An 18467-nucleotide genomic window follows, 5' to 3' on the forward strand; every position below is an offset into this window, starting at 1 on the left:
TATCGAAAAGACTTAGTCTTCTTTTCTTTTAGTGAGTCCATAGGCTGCTAGTGAGGCCATGAGTCCTGCGACTACTAGTCCTGCAGAATCGTGACTTCCTGTTTCAGGAAGTTTTTTCTCTGTTGCCACAGGAGCTGGACCTTGAGGAAGAGCTTTGTTTTCCTCAGCAGGAGCAGTTGCTGGAGCTGGTTGGCTTGGGATTTCTAGTTTTGGTTTTTCTTCAGCAATAGCGGCTTGTCCGTTTTCATCTCCTACATGTGTTACCATAGTTCCGACTTCGACTATTTGTGTAACAGTTTCCTGCGCTACGACACTATTTACAAGTGTTTTCACTTCCTTGCCATCAACAGTGCTCACAGAGTAGAAGTTGCTACGATGTCCATTGACGCCCTTAGTAATGACTTGTGTTTTTCCTTTGAGTAAGAGTGGATTTTCACGAGTCACTGTGGTAAATGGAATTTCTTCTTCTTGGGTATCCAGTCTAGGTTTTACCTCAGTAGTTGGTGCAAGACCACTTTCATCACCCTTGTGAGTTACAGGAGCGCCGACTTCAACCACTTGGTTTACAACTTCTTTGGTTACCTGGCTATCAAGGACTGTTTCTGTTGTTTTTCCATTTTCAGTGAGTACAGAGATGTAATGAGTTCGTTCACCTTTGACTCCTGCTGTAATAATATTTTCCTGACCAGCTGGGAGGTTAGGATTTTCTTTCTTGATAACTTCAAATGGAATTTCTTCAGTTCTTGTGATGAGTTCTGGACTGGTTTCAACATTGGCAGCCACTTCATTTTCATCCAGGCTTCCTGAATGGGTTGCAGCTGGTTTGAGGCCTTGAAGAGCAGCCTTGAGCTTACCTACTAGTGCGTCTAGTTCAGCTTGTTTGCTACGGTTGAGGTTGTAATTTAGAGCTGTTTTAGCTGCGTCAAGGGCCTCAAGACTTTCTTTACTATATCCTTCTAAGTTTGTAGGAATTTTAGCTAATTCTTCGCGGAGAGCATTATAATTAGCACGGAAGTAGTCTTTGTTGTGGTCTGCAAAGGCGGTCATAAGTTCAAAGATTTCCTCTTCCTTGTACTCAGCGCTTGGTCTATCTGCCCAGATAGCAAGCATACTTCCGACTGTTGGAAGGTCTACTTCAGGATATTTGGTCGAAGCTAGTTGATTGAATGGTGTTTTTCCAGTATTCTCAATAGCTTTTTTGAGGAAACCACCACCATCTTCTGGTTTTTGACCGAGAATGTAGTACCAGTCACCGTTGGTATTCAAGAATTTATAACCCTTGCTTGCTAGGTATTGAGGTGATGCAAGGTTGTAGCCCCACCATCCTTTAGACCAGTAAGAGATGATGACATCCTTGTCAAACTCAACATCATCCTTATCCTCGTAGTAAAAACCATCGTTGAAGGCCATCGGTTGAAGGCCTCTTTCTTTAGCCATAGCAGCAAGAGTGTTGGCATATTCAGCAAACTTGCCATAGAGTCCATACCATTTGAGGTAGTACCAGCCTTGAGCGTTGGTAGCATCATTAGCGTATTCGTCTGTACCGTAGTTAAAGATCTTAGTTTTGCCTGCAAAGAAGTCCATGTACTTGCCGATGAGGGCTTTGACAAAGTTCATCGCTTCTTCGTTTTCAAGGTCCATGGTTGTTTTAGAGACCTTGTCAAAGTTGGCTTGAGGATTTTGGATGCCTAATTTTTCCATAGCGACAAGCATGGCATCCATGTGACCAGGACTGTTGATCGCTGGGATGAGTCCAATACCTTTTGATTTTGCGTACTCAATCAATTCAGTGATTTCTGCTTGACTAAGAGTGGTTCCGTTTGGATCATCGTAGTAAGCTTTTGTTCCTTCAATGATGGCATTTTTGACATCGTCACTTGCATAAGTTTTTCCGTTAGCAGTGATAGTCATGTCATCAAGTAGAAAGCGAAGCCCATCATTTCCTAGGAGGAGATGCACATCAGAATATCCAAGTTCGCTAGCTTTATCAATGATACGTTTGAGTTGCTCAGCTGAGAAGTACTTACGTCCAGCGTCGATTGAGATCACCTTGTTCTTGGCAAGTTTTTCAATTTCGCGTTTCGCGTCTTCTTCTTTTTGAGCTTCTGGTGTGAAGGTCAAGTTGCTGACAGCTTCTTGGAGTTTCGCGATTGCCTGGTCAATCGTGTCTTGTTGGGCACGGCTGAGGTTGCTATCAAGTGAACGGATGGCTTTTGCCGCTTCGTTAACCGCTGCGACGCTTTCTGCAGTATAACGGTTAAGGTCTTTTGGTACCTCGTTAAGTGCTTTTTCTGCAGGCTCATAATCAGCTGCGAAGTATTCAGCGTTAGAATTTGCGAATTGACGCATGAGTTTGAAGAGGCGTGATGGTGAATAACGTGCAGATGGAGTGTCAGCCCAAGCAGCTACCATACCACCGATGATTGGGATATCAGCTCCTTCTGTTTTTGGTACAGAAGTGATTGGTGTATTTTTAATACCATTGAGCCCCTGATCGAGATTGTACCAACCTTGGCCATCTGCATTTCGCCCAAGAACATAGTACCAAGCATCGTTAGTGTTTAGGATTTGGTGACCTTTTTCTACTAGAAGTTTAGAAGAAGCGACGTCGTAACCTCCCCAACCACCAGTCCACATTGAAACGATGATATCTTTATCAAAAGTTCCGAAGCTAGTATCACTATTGTAGTAAATACCATCATTGAAGGCCATTGGTTTTAGACCGTGTGATTTTACAATACGAGCTAGGTCATTGGCGTAGGCAATAAATTTTTCATATCCTTTTACAGGGTAGCCTTCGTTTGGATAGTATTTATCAGCTTGAAGAACGCTCCAACCTTTAGCGTTTGTTGCATCGTTGGCATATTCATCCAGTCCGATGTTGAAAATTTCAGTCTTTTTCGCGAAATAAGCAGCATATTTATCGATAAGGGCTTTTGTAAAAGCGACCGCTTGTTCGTTGTCAAGATCTACGGTACGAGCTGATTCCTTTCCAAAATAGCTAAAGTTAGGGTTTTGGATTCCCAATTCTTTCATGGCATTGAGGATTGCATCCATGTGACCAGGACTATTTACTGTCGGAATGAGACCGATACCTTTATCTTTGGCATAGTTAATCAGATCTGTCATTTGACTTTCTGTTAAGTGATTGCCGTTTGGATCGTTGTAATAATCATTTGTACCTTTTTCAATGGCACGTTTGACATCGTCACTGGCATAGGTCTTGCCGTTAGCTGTGATGCTCATATCGTCCAACATGAAGCGGAGCCCATCATTTCCAACTAATAGGTGTAAATCAGTGTAGCCATAATGTTTCGCTTTATCGATAATTTCCTTGAGTTGTTCTGGTGAGAAATATTTACGTCCAGCATCAATAGAAACAATTTTCTTTTTCGCTAGTTTTTCATTTACAGTTGCAGCACGTTCCTTTCCTGCCTCTGTTGCCGGTTTGTCAGCCTCTGCTTTCACTTCATCTTTTTTAGCATCTTTTTCAGCTGGTTTATCCTTGTCAGTCTTGTCTGTATTTGACTCTTTAGAATCAGCCTCTTTCGCTTCTTCCTTTTTTGGGCTAGCTTCTTCTGTCTTTTTATTAGCAGTTTCTTTTCCAGCAGAAGTTGGAGTTACCACTTCTGCTTTATCACTAGGAGTTGAACTAACTTCCTCTTGTGGTTTTTCTTCTGTTTTTGGAAGACTAGCTACCTTATCAGCAGCTGGAGTTTCTGTTTCTACAGTTTTTGGAGCTTCTGGTTGAAGCTCTGCTTTAGGTGTTTCCTCAGTCCGATTTTCGGATGATTGAGGGGAATCAGAAACCGTATGGATGGTCGGTTGGTTTTCTGTAGTAGTAGGAGTAACTCCATCGGCTGTAACAGTCTGTGCTTGGAAGGCGAATCCAATTAGAACAGAAGCTGCTCCTACAGCGTATTTACGGATAGAAAAACGCTGTTGTTTTTCATGTTTCATTGCAAAACCTCCTGATTGCATTGTTATATTGATAGCGTTTACATAAATCAACACCTTTATTTTATTTCTTATATTAACGAGAGTCAAGAGGAGATGACAAAAAACTATAATAAGTATAAAAAAATATAAAATTTAAACTTAAGATTTCAGATTGGTCGGAAAAGATATATATATATATATATCTAGTAGAATCTTTTTGGTTCTATTTCTATAAAATACTCTACAAACTATAGAATCTACTATAAAAGGTAAGCGCTACCTTTTTGGTATGGTATAATAAACATAGAAAAAGCCCAAGCAAGGCTTAGGCTTTCTTCTTAGTGATCACGGTCACATGAAATGAATTTGATTTTGTAGTAATCTGCGCGTTTATATGTTTCGCTGTATGCAAGAACTTGACCAGTAGACTCTAGTTTAGTAGTCTTGGTTTGTAAAACGGTTGGGAATTGTTCATCGACTCCGAGGATTGAAGCCGCATGTTCTGGAGTTGGAAATGCTATTTCATTGATTTCTTCAAAATGTTCATCATTCATGTGAATGTGGTAATCCAATTTGAAACGGTTATAGATAGAGCTATAATATTCAAGATTTGGATAATTTGCGTTGATGTATTGTTCTGGGATATAAGATGTATGGTAGATGTACACAACACCACCCGTTTCGCGAACGCGTTCAATCTTGTAGTAGAACTGATCTCCGCGTAGTCCAAGTTTTTCTAAGTAGCTTAGTTTGTTTCCACGCTCAATAGAAAGGACGGTAACTTTATCATCTTTAGTTTCAAAAACTTCTACATCTGAAAACTCTACGAGTTTGTGTTTGCGTGCGCGTGAAACGAATGTACCCTTTCCTTGTTGACGGACAATATAGCCATCCTTGGCAAGGTCGTTTAAAGCGCGAACAACTGTGATAGAACTAACATCATACATTGCAATCAATTCAGCTTCAGTGTAGAATTTATCTCCACTGGCAAATTGACCAGAAATGATTTTGTTCTTTAATTCATCTTTAATATATTGATACTTTGGAATTGCCATATTTTCACCTCGATTTTCCTTCTCCGTTAAAGATTTTACCATAAAACTGGAAAGAATAGTAGCCTTTTGAATAAAAAAATTAGAATAATAGGCTATAAGGTTAATTTACATAGGAATAAATAGAAAATCTACATTTTTATACATGGTACTAAAATGTTGTTATGACTATAAATTACAAGATTTTTATAAGTTTTTTGTGTAAAATTTAGTGAAAAATGAAAAAAATTGTGAAAACCTATTGACAAATGTAAGATATTGAGATATATTTACTATATCAACAAATGAAAGCGTAAACTTTATTGTCAGAAGGTAAGAATATGACACGATTTGAGATACGGGATGATTTTTATCTCGATGGAAAATCATTTAAGATTTTATCTGGCGCCATTCATTATTTTAGGGTTCCTCCAGAAGATTGGTATCATTCGCTCTATAACTTGAAGGCTCTTGGTTTTAATACAGTAGAAACTTATGTAGCTTGGAATTTACATGAGCCTCGTGAGGGTGAGTTTCACTTTGAAGGAGCTCTGGATTTGGAGCGATTTCTTCAGACAGCACAAGATTTGGGTCTCTACGCTATCGTTCGTCCCTCTCCCTTCATCTGTGCGGAGTGGGAATTCGGTGGCTTACCAGCTTGGCTTTTAACCAAAGATATGAGGCTTCGTTCCTCAGATCCTGCTTATATTGAAGCTGTCGGTCGCTACTATGACCAGCTCTTGTCACGGTTGGTGCCACATTTGTTGGACAATGGTGGCAATATCCTTATGATGCAGGTTGAAAATGAGTATGGTTCTTATGGCGAAGATAAGGCTTACCTAAGAGCAATTCGACAGTTGATGGAAGAGCGTGGCGTAACCTGTCCTCTCTTTACATCAGATGGTCCATGGAGAGCTACTCTGAAAGCTGGAACCTTAATCGAAGATGACCTCTTTGTAACAGGAAACTTTGGTTCTAAAGCTCCGTACAACTTTTCACAGATGCAGGAATTCTTTGATGAACATGGCAAGAAATGGCCGCTCATGTGTATGGAGTTCTGGGATGGCTGGTTCAATCGTTGGAAAGAACCGATTATCACACGGGATCCCAAAGAATTGGCAGATGCAGTTCGAGAGGTTTTGGAACAAGGTTCCATCAATCTTTACATGTTCCATGGTGGTACAAACTTTGGCTTCATGAATGGTTGCTCGGCTCGAGGAACCTTGGATTTGCCACAAGTTACATCTTATGATTACGATGCCCTTCTGGATGAAGAAGGAAATCCAACTGCCAAATATCTGGCAGTCAAGAAGATGATGGCAACACATTTTCCAGAGTATCCGCAGTTGGAACCACTCTACAAAGAGAGTATGGAGTTGGATGCTATTCCACTAGTTGAAAAAGTTTCCTTGTTTGAAACTTTGGATAGCTTGTCAAGTCCAGTAGAAAGCCTCTATCCTAAAAAGATGGAGGAGTTGGGACAAAGCTATGGCTATCTACTCTATCGAACAGAAACAAACTGGGATGCAGAAGAAGAAAGACTTCGTATCATTGACGGTCGAGATAGAGCTCAGCTTTATGTCGATGGTCAGTGGGTCGAAACCCAATATCAGACAGAGATTGGGGAAGATATTTTTTATCAAGGCAAAAAGAAAGCGCTATCTAGATTGGATATCTTGGTAGAAAATATGGGGCGTGTCAACTATGGACACAAGTTCTTAGCAGATACGCAACGTAAGGGGATTCGGACAGGGGTTTGTAAGGATTTGCACTTCTTACTAAACTGGAAACACTATCCACTTCCTCTAGATAATCCTGAGAAAATTGATTTTTCAAAAGGATGGGCAGAAGGACAACCAGCCTTTTACGCTTATGACTTTACAGTCCAAGAGCCAAAAGATACTTACCTAGACTTGTCTGAGTTTGGTAAGGGAGTTGCCTTTGTCAATGGGCAGAATCTAGGACGTTTTTGGAACGTCGGCCCAACCCTCTCACTTTATATCCCTCATAGCTATCTCAAGGAAGGTGCCAACCGCATCATTATCTTTGAAACAGAAGGTGAATATAAAGAAGAGATTTATTTAACTCGTAAACCTACACTAAAACACATAAAGGGGGAAAACTTATGACAATTGTAGGATGCCGTATCGATGGACGTTTGATCCACGGACAAGTAGCCAATCTATGGGCTGGAAAACTAAATGTTTCACGTATTATGGTTGTAGATGACGAAGTTGTCAACAACGACGTTGAAAAGAGTGGTTTGAAACTTGCGACACCACCAGGTGTGAAATTGAGTATTTTGCCAATTGAAAAAGCGGCAGCCAATATTCTTGCTGGTAAATACGATAGCCAACGTCTCTTTATCGTTGCTCGTAAACCAGACCGTTTCCTTGGTTTGGTAGAAGCAGGTGTACCACTTGAAACCCTTAATGTTGGGAATATGTCTCAAACACCAGAAACTCGCGCCATCACACGTTCTATCAACGTAGTGGACAAGGATGTGGAAGACTTCCACAAACTGGCAGAAAAAGGTGTCAAACTTACTGCTCAAATGGTTCCAAATGATCCAATTTCAGACTTTTTGAGCTTATTAAAATAGGAAAAAATTTTTAGGAGGTCATTGTTATGATACAATGGTGGCAAATTTTACTTCTCACTTTGTACTCAGCTTATCAAATCTGTGATGAGTTGACAATCGTTTCATCTGCAGGTTCCCCTGTATTTGCTGGTTTCATTACCGGTTTGATTATGGGAGATGTGACTACTGGTCTACTTATCGGTGGTAACTTGCAATTGTTCGTTCTTGGGGTTGGTACCTTCGGTGGTGCTTCTCGTATCGACGCAACTTCTGGTGCGGTTCTTGCGACAGCTTTCTCTGTTTCACAAGGTATCGATACCGCACTTGCGATTACAACAATCGCTGTGCCAGTAGCAGCACTTTTGACATACTTCGACGTTCTTGGACGTATGACAACTACTTTCTTCGCTCACCGTGTGGATGCTGCGATCGAACGCTTTGACTATAAAGGTATTGAACGCAACTACTTGCTTGGTGCGATTCCTTGGGCTTTATCTCGTGCCCTTCCAGTCTTCTTTGCTCTTGCCTTTGGTGGTGCCTTTGTTCAAGGAGTAGTAGACTTGGTTAAACAATACCAATGGGTTGCAGATGGCTTGACACTTGCAGGACGTATGCTTCCAGGTCTTGGATTTGCGATCTTGCTTCGTTACCTTCCAGTTAAACGTAACCTTCACTACCTTGCTATGGGATTTGGTTTGACAGCTATGTTGACTGTACTTTACTCAAACGTAACAAGTCTTGGTGGCGCTGTTGCTGGTATCGTAGGTACTCTACCTAAAGATGTGGCTGAAAAAATTGCTTTTGTCAACAACTTTAAAGGTTTGTCTATGATTGGTATCTCTATCGTGGGTATCTTCCTTGCAGTGCTTCACTTCAAAAATAGCCAAAAAGTAGCTGTAGCAGCACCTTCTACACCATCAGAAAGTGGGGAAATCGAAGATGACGAATTCTAATTACAAACTTACAAAAGAAGATTTTAATCAAATCAACAAACGTAGCTTGTTTACTTTCCAATTAGGTTGGAACTACGAACGTATGCAAGCTTCTGGTTACCTTTACATGATCTTGCCTCAATTGCGTAAAATGTATGGGGATGGAACTCCTGAATTGAAAGAAATGATGAAAGTTCATACTCAATTCTTCAATACTTCACCATTCTTCCACACAATTATCGCTGGTTTTGACCTTGCCATGGAAGAAAAAGATGGTGTAGGTTCAAAAGATGCCGTTAACGGTATCAAGACAGGTTTGATGGGACCATTCGCTCCTCTTGGAGATACGATCTTTGGTTCACTTGTACCTGCTATCATGGGATCTATCGCAGCAACTATGGCTATCGCTGGCCAACCATGGGGAATCTTCCTTTGGATTGCAGTTGCATTTGTTTATGATATCTTCCGTTGGAAACAGTTAGAATTTGCCTACAAAGAAGGGGTTAACCTTATCAACAACATGCAAAGTACTTTGACAGCTTTGATTGACGCTGCATCTGTACTTGGTGTCTTCATGATGGGTGCTCTTGTAGCAACAATGATCAACTTTGAAGTTTCTTATAAATTGCCAATCGGTGAAAAGATGATTGACTTCCAAGACATCTTGAACTCAATCTTCCCACGCTTGCTTCCAGCAATCTTTACTGCCTTTATCTTCTGGTTGCTTGGTAAGAAAGGTATGAACTCTACAAAAGCAATTGGTATCATCATTGCTCTTGCATTAGGTCTTTCATTCATCGGTAAATTCTTACTTGGAATGGGCGCATAATTTATGGTTAAATCATTAATTTTGGTGAGTCATGGTCGCTTCTGTGAAGAACTTAAAGGTAGCACAGAAATGATTATGGGTCCACAAGAAAATATTCATGCTGTAGCTCTTCTTCCAGAAGATGGCCCAGAAGAATTTACTGCAAAATTTGAAGCAGCTATTGAAGGTTTGGATGATTTCCTAGTCTTTGCGGATCTTCTCGGTGGAACACCATGTAACGTGGTCAGCCGTTTGATCATGGAAGGTCGTGACATCGAACTTTACGCAGGGATGAATCTTCCAATGGTGATTGAATTTATCAATGCGAGCCTTACAGGCGCAGATGCAGACTATAAGAACCGTGCTGCAGAAAGCATTGTGAAAGTTAATGACCTGTTAGCGGGCTTCGATGATGACGAAGATGAATAAGATGTGACAACGTGAAAATCACAGGGAAAATAGGCGATAAGAGGATGGAGCGATGCTCCGACGATAATCGGTCTTTTTCCCAAAGATTTTAGTTGGAACTCGATTCAATAAGATGTGATATCGTGAAAATCGTTAGAGCATTTTATATAGAATATACATGGGAATGGGGCTTACTCCCATTCCCATATTTAATAGAAAAAGAGGAAATCAATGCTACATTATACAAAAGAAGACTTGCTCGAATTGGGTGCAGAAATCACTACACGTGAAATCTACCAACAGCCTGATGTATGGAAAGAAGCTTTTGAATCTTATCAAGCAAAACGTGAAGAAATTGCAGCCTTCCTACAAGGGATTGCTGATAAACATGACTATATCAAGGTTATCTTGACAGGTGCTGGGACTTCTGCTTATGTGGGAGATACCTTGGTACCATACTTTAAGGAAGCCTATGACGAACGCAAATGGAATTTCAATGCTATTGCGACAACTGATATCGTTGCCAATCCAGAAACCTATTTGAAAAAAGATGTGGCAACTGTCCTTGTATCTTTTGCTCGTAGTGGGAACTCGCCTGAAAGTGTGGCGACTGTTGATTTGGCCAAAGCCTTGGTGGATGAGCTTTATCAAGTGACGATTACTTGTGCAGCAGATGGTAAATTGGCTCTTCAAGCTCATGGAGATGAACGCAATCTCTTGCTCTTGCAACCAGCTGCTTCTAATGATGCTGGCTTTGCCATGACTTCTAGCTTTACCTCTATGATGTTAACAGCTCTCTTGGTCTTTGATCCTACAGAATTTGCTGTTAAAGCTGAACGTTTTGAAGTTGTATCTAGTCTTGCCCGTAAAATTCTAGACAATGCAGAAGATGTCAAAGAACTTGTTGACCTAGACTTTAACCGTGTCATCTATCTAGGCGCTGGTCCTTTCTTTGGTCTTGCTCATGAAGCTCAGCTCAAGATTTTGGAATTGACAGCTGGCCAGGTGGCGACTATGTATGAAAGCCCAGTCGGCTTCCGTCACGGTCCAAAATCACTGATCAACGAAGATACAGTTGTCTTGGTCTTTGGTACAACGACAGACTACACTCGTAAGTACGACTTGGACTTGGTTCGTGAAGTTGCTGGTGACCAGATTGCTCGTCGTGTTGTGCTTTTGAGTGATCAAGCCTTTGGACTTGAAAATGTCAAAGAAGTGGCCCTTGGTTGTGGCGGTGTCTTGAATGATATTTACCGTGTCTTCCCTTACATTGTTTATGCCCAACTCTTTGCCCTATTGACTTCACTCAAGGTAGAAAATAAACCAGATACACCGTCTCCTACAGGTACAGTAAACCGTGTGGTACAAGGTGTTATCATCCACGAATATCAAAAGTAATACTGCGTTTATAGATTCTTGATAAAGGGGTTTGTAAATCATACAAGTAAACCATAGATTGTCAATTCGCTTTCTATGGTTTGTTTGATTGAGAGAAATAGTAAAAGGAGAACAGAATGAAAGCATACACAGAGCGTGTATTTGGAAATGTTGAGGGCAAGGATGTCTTGGCCTATCGCTTTGAGACAGACGGTGGCTACCAGCTTGAGGTTATGACTTATGGTGCGACCATCTTACGCTATGTCACACCTGACAAGGCTGGAAATTTTGCCAATGTTATCTTGGGTTTTGATGATTTTGATAGCTATGTAGGCAATAGTCCCAAGCATGGAGCTAGCGTAGGTCCTGTGGCAGGACGTATTGCAGGTGCGACCTTTGAGCTTAATGGCAAGAACTATGACCTTGAAGTCAACAATGCTAGCAACTGTAACCATAGTGGTTCAACTGGTTGGGATTCTAGCTTGTTTGAACTAGTTGAAGTGAGCGACCATGGTTTGACCCTCTACATAGAGCGTACAGATGGGACAGGAGGATTTCCTGGAAATCTCAAGATTTGGATCAGTTATCACTTGGAAGAAACTGGTGCCTATGAAATCAGCTACAAGGTAACGACAGATCAGGATACGCTGGTTAATCCAACCAATCACAGCTACTTCAACTTGTCTGGTGATTTCACAAAGACGATTGACCGTCATGTCTTCCAACTAAACACAGAGGGCATTTATCCAATCGCTCCCGATGGTGTTCCTGCCAAAACTCCAGATGCCAATCGTGATGTAGTGAAACACATTTATAATGGTGTCTTGTTGAAGGATATCTTTGCAGAAGAAGACGAACAAATCCAGCTAGTATCTGGTTTGGATCACCCATTTGCCCTTCCTGCAGGTCATGACAATGCTGGTTTCCTTTATGACCAAAATTCAGGTCGCTTCCTGCTTTTCAAGACAGAAGCTCCTTGCTTTGTAGTCTACACAGCAAACTTTGTGGATGAAAGTGTCATCATAGGAGGTCAGCCAATGGTACAGCACAATGGGATTGCCCTTGAAGCGCAGGCTTTACCAGATGCCATTCACAGCGACCTCAAAGACCAAGTTATTCTCAAAGCAGGTCAAACCTTTACAAGCAAGACACGCTATGAGCTTGTTGTGAAATAAAAATTTAGAAATATGATAGGTATTCCAGAAGTTAGGTATCTAATTTTAGGAATGCCTTTTATTATTCCCTTATTTGCATATCTATCCCTAGAATCTTTTAAAAAGTTGATGTATAATGGGAAGAGTTGTATATTTCACTATAAATTAATATACTAATTTAAAAATGTAAAAAGAGGGGAATATGAATTTCAAAACTAGTGGAGAAAAAAGACAGAATTTCTCATTGAGAAAATTGGCAGTTGGCCTTGTATCTGTAGCAGTTGCGTGTTTCTTTTTGATGGGAACTGGCCTACAGACTGTATCTGCCCAAGAATCTCATGCCGTTAATTATACTTATGTTTTAGAGTCGGATTTGACTGATGAAGAGAAGACTCTCTTAGTTACATCCCTACCACAAGTAGCGGAAGAAACAGATGCTACCTACTATCTTGTTTATCGAGCAAATCAAGTACTACCCAACACAGGAGCTAGCTCTTCTCTAGGAACTGCTGCCTTAGTGGCAGGCCTTAGTTTGCTGGTCGTAGTGGTTCTTAAGGGACGTGATGGTAAGAGCAAGATTAGTCGATTCTTGTTAGTAACCAGTCTAGGAAGCCAGTTGCTGTCTCCAACTGTCCTTGCCTTGACTAGTGAAACACTAGCTGCCTATAATACCCAACTATCGGTCCAGGCAGGAGATGCCTTGCCAGCTCCGGTTGATATCCCTGGTTATACATATATTGGATATGTGAAAAATAAAGTAGACGTTGTTAAGCAATCAAATAAACAGAAGGCGCATGACAGCAAGTCTAACTTAGAAAATGTAGGTAGCTCAACGATAGAGGAACAACAAGGAGGAACACCTTCTCCTATAGAGCCTCAACCACAAAAAAACAATGAAACTGTAGTGCAAGCAAAGGGGAGCCAAGAGCCGGGTCATGAGGGTGAGGCTCTAGTCCAAGCAGAGCAACCGTCTTATACAGAACCCATTAGCACTCAAGGTACACAAGAGTCAGGTCATGAGGGTGAGGCTCTAGTCCAAGCAGAGCAACCGTCTTATACAGCCCCAATTAGCACTCAAGGCACACAAGAGTCAGGTCATGAGGGCGAGGCTCTAGTTCAACCAGTGCAACCAGCCTACACAGCACCAATCAGTACTCAAGGCACCCAAGAGTCAAGTCATGAGGGTGAGGCTCTAGTTCAAGCAGAGCAACCGTCTTATACAGAACCCATTAGCACTCAAGGCACCCAAGAGTCAGGTCATGAGGGCGAGGCTCTAGTTCAACCAGTGCAACCAGCCTACACAGCACCAATCGGTACTCAAGGCACCCAAGAGTCAGGTCATGAAGGTGAGGCTCTAGTTCAACCAGTTCAACCAGCGTATACAGATCCAATTAGCACTCAAGGCACGCAAGAGCCAGGTCATGAGGGTGCTGCCCTGGTTCAACCAGTGCAACCAGCGTACACAGCCCCAATTAGCACCCAAGGTACACAAGAGTCAGGTCATGAAGGCGAATCCCTGGTTCAATCAGAACTACCAGTTTACACAGGTCCTCAGGAGGGAGCTCCAGTTGAGCCAACAGTGCCAGAGTCTACAGAAGTTGTTAGCAGTAAGGGGACCCAAGAAATTGGTCACGAGGGTGAGGCTCTAGTCCAACCAGCACAACCAGCGTACACAGCCCCGGTAGAAGCAAAAGGCACACAAGAGTCAGGTCATGAAGGTGAGGCTCTAGTTCAACCCGTTCAACCAGCGTATACAGATCCAATCAGCACTCAAGGTACCCAAGAGTCGGGTCACGAAGGTGAGGCTGCTGTGGCAGAGGCTCTTCCTGAACTGCCTTTGACAAGTAATCATCGTACAGTAACAGAAACCATTCCTCATGAAACTGAAGAAATTGAAGATGCGACTATCTTAAAAAATCATCGAGAAATTGCTCAGGAAGGAAAAGACGGTTTACGGACAATCGAGTATGAAGATTATCTCGTAGATGGTAAGGTGGAAGCTAGCAAGGAAATCTCACGTACAGAAGTAGAACCAACCAAAGAGATTGTCAAGGTTGGTAGTCTTGTTAAAACCAAACCAACAGTTGAAATTACTAATCTGGTTAAAGATGAGAGCAAAAAAGCAGTAGCAGTCAACTACCGCTTAGATGACCCAACGTCTGCTTTTGTTAAGGCCAAGGCCCAAATTTTTCAAAATGGAACACTGATTAAAGAAGTGAATTTGAAAGATTTATCCGTTCAGCAAACGATTGATGGTTTGGACTACTATACTCCTTATACAATTAAGACTTACTTGACCTATAATCTAGGCCAATCTGATCAGGAAAATACAGAAGTATCAACGAAAGATTTTCAATTAGACTATAAAAAAATTGAAATCAAAGATGTGGATGAAGTGGGGCTCTATGGTAAGGAAGAGGGTCACTACCGTCGTTATCTGAACTTATCAGAAGTACCAAGCGATTTGTCACCTTATTTTGTCAAAATCAAATCAGATAAGATGAAAGAAATGTTGCTACCAGTTAGCTCTATTAAGGAAACAGAGGATGGGAAATACAAGGTAACCGTTGCCTTCAATGAACTGGTTCAAGAGAAAGGTTCAGCATACAAGGATAACTATAGCTTCACAATTGATAAGCAAAAGATTGCCAAGGACGGTGTCTATACTTCATTCAAGAAACTGATTGCTGCCATGCAGGGTAATCTCTCTGGAACCTTTAAACTTGGAGCTGATATGACAGCTGATGAGGTGGCCTTAGCAAAGGGACAAACTAGCTATGTGACAGGAACTTTCACTGGTAATCTTATCGGTGCGAGTGACGGGAAGCCGTTTGCGATTTATGACCTTAAGACAGCCTTGTTTGATAATTTGACTAAGGCTACTGTGAAAGATATTGACCTTAAAGCGGTAGCCATTAAGAGTCAAGAAGACACAGCCAGCCTAGCCAAAGTGGCCACTAACAGCCAGATTAGTAATGTAGCTGTAGAAGGTCAATTGACAGGTAGCAAGTCAGTTGCAGGTTTGGTAGCGAAGGCTCAGGATACAGAAATTACTAATAGTTCCTTTACAGGTAGCATTCAGGCCAAGCATGCGGATAGCTCTCCTTACTATGTAGGAGGTATAGCAGGGCTCTTATCTGGTACTAAGGCTAAGATTGATAAGGTCGCAGTTGATGCAAATATTTCTAGCAATGCTCGCAACAATGACCAATTTGCGGGAGGTATTGTTGGGAAAGTTCAAAGTGGTGCTTTAGTTTCTCACGCGTTAGCAAGTGGAACCATTCTCAACACAACAACTTATCCACGAGTCGGAGGAATAGCTGGTTCTACATGGCAAAATGGCCGTATCCATCATGTCGTTAGCATGGTCAACGCTGGAGATGGTTATGCCATCACAGGAGACCAGTACAGGGGAGCGGACATCAAAGATGCCAGCACTGCTGTTGAGAACAAGAAGGCTGATCTCTATGCGGCCCCAATCACCCAAGACCAGGCCAGAGAAAAGGTTCAGTCTTATGGGATGACAGTGACACTAAACGATACAGGTCAAACACTCAAGGCCAATCAGCACAGTGTGGACTATACTCAGTTAAGCCAAGGTCAAGCTAGTCGAAAAGTTGCTTATCACAATATTGAGAAATTGATGCCTTTCTATAATAAAGAGCTAGTGGTTCACTATGGAAATCAAGTTGATCCTACGGATAAGCTTTATACTACAGAATTGCTGGATGTTGTACCAATGAAGGACAATGACATCATCACAGATATTCAAGCCAATAAAGCAACTATCAATAAACTGATGTTGCATTTTGCTGATAATACAATCAGTTATCTGGATGTCACCTACAAAGAAAACTTCAAAAATACACAAATTGCAGAGTACAGCGTAGCAGGTAAAAACTTTATCTTTACACCAGAGGCCTTTTTATCTGACTATACGAAAGTGACCAATCAGGTCCTAGCAGATTTGCAAGGAGTTGAATATGACTCAGCAGCCATGAGAAGAGTTCTGGGCATTGAGGCAGATGCGTCGCTTGATTCGCTATATTTGGACAAAGAATTTGAAAAAGTTAAATCCAATATCGGCGAACATCTTCGTAAAGTGCTAGCCATGGACAAGTCTATCAATACGATGGGAGAAAGTGTAGCAACCTACATCAGCGAGAAAATTAAGAACAATAAGGAAGCTTTCTTGCTTGGTTTGACCTACCTCAATCGCTGGTACAATATCAACTACGATCACATCAATACCAAGGACCTCAATACCTATAAGTTTGACTTTGATGGCAATAACACAGCTTCAACCTTGGATACCATCATTGCACTAGGTCAGAGTGGTATGGAAAATCTCAAAGCATCAAATAATATAAGTGCCTATGAAACAACACTAGCAGCTGCAAAAGGTCGCAAGACAGTGACGGATTTACTAGAGTCTTACAGAAAACTCTTCCTACCAACCAAAACCAATAATGAATGGTTGAAGACAAATACCAAGGCCTATATCGTAGAGAGTAAGTCAGCTATTCCAGAAGTGCGTGCCAAACAAGAGTCAGCTACACCAGGTAGTAACTATACACTGGGAGTCTATGACCGTATTACGGCACCAAGTTGGAAATTAAAAAACATGATCCTACCGCTATTAACATTGCCAGAAGAGGATGTTTATGTGATTTCAAATCTTTCTACCTTGGCCTTTGGTGGCTATGAACGCTATCGTGACCGTGTTAATAATACAGTCTTGTCAGGAGAGGAATTGCGTCAGTATGTCCGTGCTAAGGTCGACCAGTCGGCTGAATGGCAACGAGACCACTACGATATCTGGTACCATCTCCTTTCACCAGAATACAAAGAAAAACTCTTCCGTTCAGTCATGGTGTCAGATGGCTTTGGTATGAAAGATAGCAATAGCAAGTATTACTGGGCTACCCTGTCTGATAAATCCATTGCTTCTATCTACAACTTCTTTGGACCAACTGGTAAGTGGTATGGGGAAAGCAAAGGAGCTGGAGCCTATGCCAACGGTTCTGAGGTCCACTATGTCAGCGACCGCCTGTTGGATAAATACGGAACATCAGTCTATACCCATGAAATGGTTCATAATTCTGACGGACATATTTACTTTGAAGGAAAAGGTCGTCGTGAAGGATTGGGAGCAGAGTTGTATGCCTTAGGACTGTTGCAATCTGCTGACAGTCTAGATAAGGATGCTATTGTCTTGAATACTCTCTATAAAGGGGATAAGGATTCACCAACTCGCTTGCATACTTATGATCCGACAAGCCGCTTCACATCAGCCGCAGCCTTGCAAGAGTATGTGCACGGTATGTACGATGTCTTGTATACCTTGGATGCTATGGAAGCCAATGCCATTTTAACTAAGTCAAATGATGTTAAGAAAAAATGGTTTAGAAAAATAGAGAATTTCTACATTGAGGACAAGTACCATAAACAAACTCATGCTGGAAACTCTGTTCGTCCATTGACAGATGCTGAAGTAAGTAAACTAACCAGTCTTGATGCCTTGATTGACAATAATATCATCAACCGTCGGGCATACCGTGATAAGAGTGACTATACTCGTAATGGCTATCATCTTATCAGCATGTTCTCACCGATTTATGCTGCTCTCAGTAATCCAAAGGGTGCACCTGGTGACATCATGTTTAGAAAGACAGCCTACGAATTGTTGGCAGAAAAAGGTTACAAAGATGGGTTCTTACCATATGTATCCAACCAATATGCAGAAGAAGCTAAACGCAATGGGGACATCACCTATTCAGATTGGCTTAGGAAAGATGTGGGCCTCATCACTGATAGTCTCGTCTTGAAAAATATCTTTGCCAATCAATATGGTTCATGGGCTGATTTCAAGAAGGATATGTTTAATAAACGTATTCGCAAGCAAGACCAGTTGAAACCAATCACTATTCAGTATGAACTTGGTGTACCAAACAGCAGCAAGGAGATTACAATTCGTTCAGCTGCTCAAATGCAAGAACTCATCGATCAAGCAGTGGCAAAAGATGTGGCTAACATTGACCGTACGACAAGCCACGCTCCTGCAAGTTGGGTCCACTTATTAAAACAAAAAATCTACAATGCCTACCTACGTAGCACAGATGATTTCAGAGAATCGATTTATAAACAATAAGAAAACTCCCCCACGCTATCCTGTCTAATCCAGTCTATCTTGCAGATGGTCAGTCTTTGTGATAGAATAGCATAAAGTCCTTTTGA

10 protein-coding genes are annotated in these 18467 nt (G+C 41.6%); 8 read left to right on the forward strand and 2 right to left on the reverse strand.

The window, feature by feature from the left end; all coding sequences use genetic code 11:
• Positions 1-12: 12 nt before the first annotated feature.
• The gene (gene strH, locus KB197_RS00285) at positions 13-3960 is read right to left on the reverse strand and encodes an LPXTG-anchored beta-N-acetylhexosaminidase StrH (protein WP_212573896.1); all 3948 of its coding nucleotides are present in this window, start codon (positions 3958-3960) and stop codon (positions 13-15) included.
• 317 nt (positions 3961-4277) lie between these two features.
• The gene (locus tag KB197_RS00290) at positions 4278-4994 is read right to left on the reverse strand and encodes a GntR family transcriptional regulator (RefSeq protein WP_001007193.1); all 717 of its coding nucleotides are present in this window, start codon (positions 4992-4994) and stop codon (positions 4278-4280) included.
• A gap of 317 nt (positions 4995-5311) precedes the next feature.
• On the opposite strand from KB197_RS00290, the gene KB197_RS00295 reads away from it, so the two are divergent.
• From KB197_RS00295 to KB197_RS00330, 8 genes are all read left to right on the forward strand, one after another.
• Positions 5312-7099: a glycoside hydrolase family 35 protein gene (locus KB197_RS00295; RefSeq protein WP_212573895.1), complete on the forward strand. Its 1788-nt coding sequence runs from the start codon at positions 5312-5314 to the stop codon at positions 7097-7099.
• The gene (locus KB197_RS00300) at positions 7096-7572 is read left to right on the forward strand and encodes a PTS sugar transporter subunit IIB (protein ID WP_000156970.1); all 477 of its coding nucleotides are present in this window, start codon (positions 7096-7098) and stop codon (positions 7570-7572) included. Before KB197_RS00295 ends, KB197_RS00300 begins: the two co-directional genes overlap by 4 nt.
• Before the next feature lie 26 nt (positions 7573-7598).
• Positions 7599-8504 carry a PTS mannose/fructose/sorbose/N-acetylgalactosamine transporter subunit IIC gene (locus KB197_RS00305; RefSeq protein WP_070479625.1) on the forward strand — a complete coding sequence of 302 codons (906 nt, stop codon included), beginning with the start codon at positions 7599-7601 and terminating at the stop codon, positions 8502-8504.
• Positions 8491-9312, forward strand: a complete 822-nt coding sequence (locus KB197_RS00310) for a PTS system mannose/fructose/sorbose family transporter subunit IID (RefSeq protein ID WP_070479623.1) — start codon at positions 8491-8493, stop codon at positions 9310-9312. The genes KB197_RS00305 and KB197_RS00310 overlap by 14 nt, the downstream gene beginning before the upstream one ends.
• A 3-nt stretch (positions 9313-9315) precedes the next feature.
• Positions 9316-9720 (forward strand): PTS sugar transporter subunit IIA, encoded by a 405-nt coding sequence (locus KB197_RS00315; RefSeq protein WP_125410088.1) that lies wholly within the window; start codon positions 9316-9318, stop codon positions 9718-9720.
• Between the two features lie 210 nt (positions 9721-9930).
• Entirely contained in the window at positions 9931-11097 is a 1167-nt protein-coding gene (locus tag KB197_RS00320; protein ID WP_212573894.1) for an SIS domain-containing protein, read from the forward strand.
• Between the two features lie 116 nt (positions 11098-11213).
• Positions 11214-12251, forward strand: a complete 1038-nt coding sequence (locus KB197_RS00325) for an aldose epimerase family protein (protein WP_070479618.1) — start codon at positions 11214-11216, stop codon at positions 12249-12251.
• Between the two features lie 181 nt (positions 12252-12432).
• The gene (locus tag KB197_RS00330) at positions 12433-18381 is read left to right on the forward strand and encodes a ZmpA/ZmpB/ZmpC family metallo-endopeptidase (protein ID WP_212573893.1); all 5949 of its coding nucleotides are present in this window, start codon (positions 12433-12435) and stop codon (positions 18379-18381) included.
• Positions 18382-18467: the final 86 nt, after the last annotated feature.

It is taken from the genome of Streptococcus sp. 11-4097 (assembly GCF_018215285.2).
GTDB lineage: Bacteria > Bacillota > Bacilli > Lactobacillales > Streptococcaceae > Streptococcus.

Excerpts from the sequence above, each read along its gene's own strand:
- strH (WP_212573896.1), bottom strand. The coding sequence starts at position 3,960 with ATGAAACATGAAAAACAACAGCGTTTTTCTATCCGTAAATACGCTGTA.
- KB197_RS00290 (WP_001007193.1), bottom strand. The coding sequence starts at position 4,994 with ATGGCAATTCCAAAGTATCAATATATTAAAGATGAATTAAAGAACAAA.
- KB197_RS00295 (WP_212573895.1), top strand. The coding sequence starts at position 5,312 with ATGACACGATTTGAGATACGGGATGATTTTTATCTCGATGGAAAATCA.
- KB197_RS00300 (WP_000156970.1), top strand. The coding sequence starts at position 7,096 with ATGACAATTGTAGGATGCCGTATCGATGGACGTTTGATCCACGGACAA.
- KB197_RS00305 (WP_070479625.1), top strand. The coding sequence starts at position 7,599 with ATGATACAATGGTGGCAAATTTTACTTCTCACTTTGTACTCAGCTTAT.
- KB197_RS00310 (WP_070479623.1), top strand. The coding sequence starts at position 8,491 with ATGACGAATTCTAATTACAAACTTACAAAAGAAGATTTTAATCAAATC.
- KB197_RS00315 (WP_125410088.1), top strand. The coding sequence starts at position 9,316 with ATGGTTAAATCATTAATTTTGGTGAGTCATGGTCGCTTCTGTGAAGAA.
- KB197_RS00320 (WP_212573894.1), top strand. The coding sequence starts at position 9,931 with ATGCTACATTATACAAAAGAAGACTTGCTCGAATTGGGTGCAGAAATC.
- KB197_RS00325 (WP_070479618.1), top strand. The coding sequence starts at position 11,214 with ATGAAAGCATACACAGAGCGTGTATTTGGAAATGTTGAGGGCAAGGAT.
- KB197_RS00330 (WP_212573893.1), top strand. The coding sequence starts at position 12,433 with ATGAATTTCAAAACTAGTGGAGAAAAAAGACAGAATTTCTCATTGAGA.